Source organism: Mycobacterium sp. E796, from assembly GCF_001672815.1.
Lineage (GTDB): Bacteria > Actinomycetota > Actinomycetes > Mycobacteriales > Mycobacteriaceae > Mycobacterium.
The window spans coordinates 1-2,418 of the sequence record NZ_LZKK01000196.1; the positions used below are offsets into that span (position 1 = coordinate 1).

1 protein-coding gene and 1 pseudogene are annotated in these 2,418 nt (G+C 70.8%); both read left to right on the forward strand.

Going from position 1 to position 2,418, the window contains the following annotated elements:
• The coding region (locus tag A5706_RS33635) for a hypothetical protein (protein WP_068131922.1) at positions 1-1,812 on the forward strand (1,812 nt) is incomplete at its 5' end.
• 267 nt (positions 1,813-2,079) lie between these two features.
• Positions 2,080-2,418, forward strand: a pseudogene (locus A5706_RS14915) (hypothetical protein); the annotation flags it as partial.

The following is a 2,418-nucleotide window of genomic DNA, read 5'->3' on the forward strand; positions in this document are numbered from 1 at the left end:
TTCGCCGTCGCCGCCTCCGACGATTCGCCGACCGTCAGCGCGTCCGATCGCGCGATCGCCGCCATCCTGGGCACCCGCGACGACACGGTCGGTGCCGGCATCGAACTGTCCGCCGTCGGGGTGGCCTGCACCGACCAGCTTGAAGCGAAGGCGGTGCGCGATGCGCTGGCCGCCCACAAGCTTGAGAACGTCATCCTGGTGTCGACGTTTCTTGCCGCGGCATCATTGACCCAATCCGTCGGTGGCGCAATGGGTTACGAGCGCACCGCGGTGCTTTTCGTCGAGCCCGACACCGCAACTCTGGCCGTCGTCGAGACCTCCGACGGCTCCATCGCCGACGTCTACAAGCAACCGATCTACGCCGAGTCCTACGGCGAGGCGATCACACAACTCAGCGGCATGGTCGCCGGACTGGAGAAGATGGAGCTCGCACCCGACGGGCTGTTCCTGGTCGGCTCGGGCGTCGACATCGCGCCGATCAAGCCGGCGCTGGAATCGGTGACGTCGCTTGACGTGAGCGCGCCGGAGGAGCCCGAGACCGCCCTGGCCCGTGGTGCTGCCCTGGCCTCGGCGAATGCGCCGTTGTTCGCGTCGTCGACCGCGGCGCTGGCCTACGCCCAAGACCCCGGCACCGGCGCCGTCGACCAGTACGCCTTTCCCGAATACCTCGGCGTCGGAACCGAACTCGGCGACGAGCTGGCGTACAGCGCGGTGCACGACGACGATGCCGATGCCCCGACCGTGCTCATCGAGAAGCTGTTCGTTCAGGAACAGGAGCAACCGCGCCGCAGGCCGGTCTTGCTGATCGGAAGCGGTTTGGCCGTCGTCGGCATCAGCGCGGTGCTGGCGCTGGAGCTCGCGCTGGCCATTGGCATCCGCACGACGGGAACCGTGGCGTTGCGGCCCACGCCGGCCCAAAACCTCATCGTCCCAACGCAACAGGCGCCCGCGCCGGTCCAGGCGGCCCCCGCGATGCCGAAGATCAACCTGCCGCAGCCGATGTCGGCGCCCAAGCCGTTGAGCCCGCCCGCCCCCGCACCGCTGCCCGCGGCCCCGATTGCTCCGCCGGCTCCCGCGGCTCCCCCGATCGACCCGGTGATACCGGTTCCGGTCGTGGTCCCACCCGTGGCGCCGATTCCGGTGCCGCCGGTCCACGTGCCGATTCCCAACCCCGTGGTCAGCCCGCCGGTCATTCAGGCGCCACGCCTGCCGATACCCCAGCCCGTTGCGCCGCAACCCCCGGTGCACGTCCCGCAGCCGCAGTGGCCGGTTCCCGGCAGCGGCACGATTCCACATTCGCCGCCGCACCAGGCGCCCGGGGAGAACCCGCTACCCATCCCGGGCAATGGTCCCGGCGGCGGGCACCTCCCGGAGCCGGGCAATGGTCCCGGCGGCGGAGGCCCCTTCGGCGGCGGCGGCCCCTTTGGCGGCGGTGGTCCGTTCGGCGGCGGTCACGGCGGTGGCGGCGCGAGCGGCGGCGGGCCGTTCGGCGGCGGCGGGCCGTTCGGTGGCGGTGGCCCGTTCGGTGGCGGTGGCCCGTTCGGTGGCGGTCACGGCGGTGGCGGTCCGATCGGTGGCGGCCCGAGCGGCGGTGGGCCGTTCGGTGGCGGCGGCCCGTTCGGCGGCGGTGGACCCTTCGGCGGCGGTCACGGCGGTGGCGGCCCGTTCGGTGGCGGCGGTGGTGGCGGCCCGTTCGGCGGCGGCGGTAGCGGCCCCTTCGGCGGCGGTGGCCACGGTGGCGGTGGCTTCGGCGGTGGTGGCGGCGGCTTCGGCGGTGGCGGTGGCGGGCACAGCGGGGGCGGCCACCACTAGCCGGCCGGACGTTACGCGCCGTTGCTAGAGGGTTAACGCATGCCGACTTGCGCTTAACACTCCGCGGTGGTGCGGGTACGGTCGAAACATCGGGCAAGTCGAAAAACCGCGCTGCCCACGAATCAGAACTTCATAACGCCCAGCTAATCCCGGATTTTCGAGCCCGCGCGCTGCTGTGGTCGTAAGTCCGTGGTGAATAAGCAAGTAATCGTGTCATCGACGCATTGTCGTGGTGACACAGCAAACTAGCCGAGGAGATATCTAGCGTTGGTGGGCATCGTGCTTGGCGTCTCGATGGCGCCGACGAACGTCCGCATGGTGCTGGTGGAAGGTGAAGGCGCCGACGGGGCCACCGTCGACGAGGAAAAGTTCGACGTCGGCCTGGATGCCACCGGCTCTGCCGGCCCGTCCACGGCGCCCAACCAGGTGGTGTCCGCGATCCTCGGTACCCGCGAGGGCGCGGCCGAGGGCGGGTACCAGCTGCTCTCGACTGGAGTGACCTGGACCGATCACGTCGAGGCGGCCATGCTGCGCGATGCGCTGGCCGCCCACAAGGTCGAGAACGTCATGCTGGTCTCGGCGTTCATGGCCGCGGCCGCGCTCACC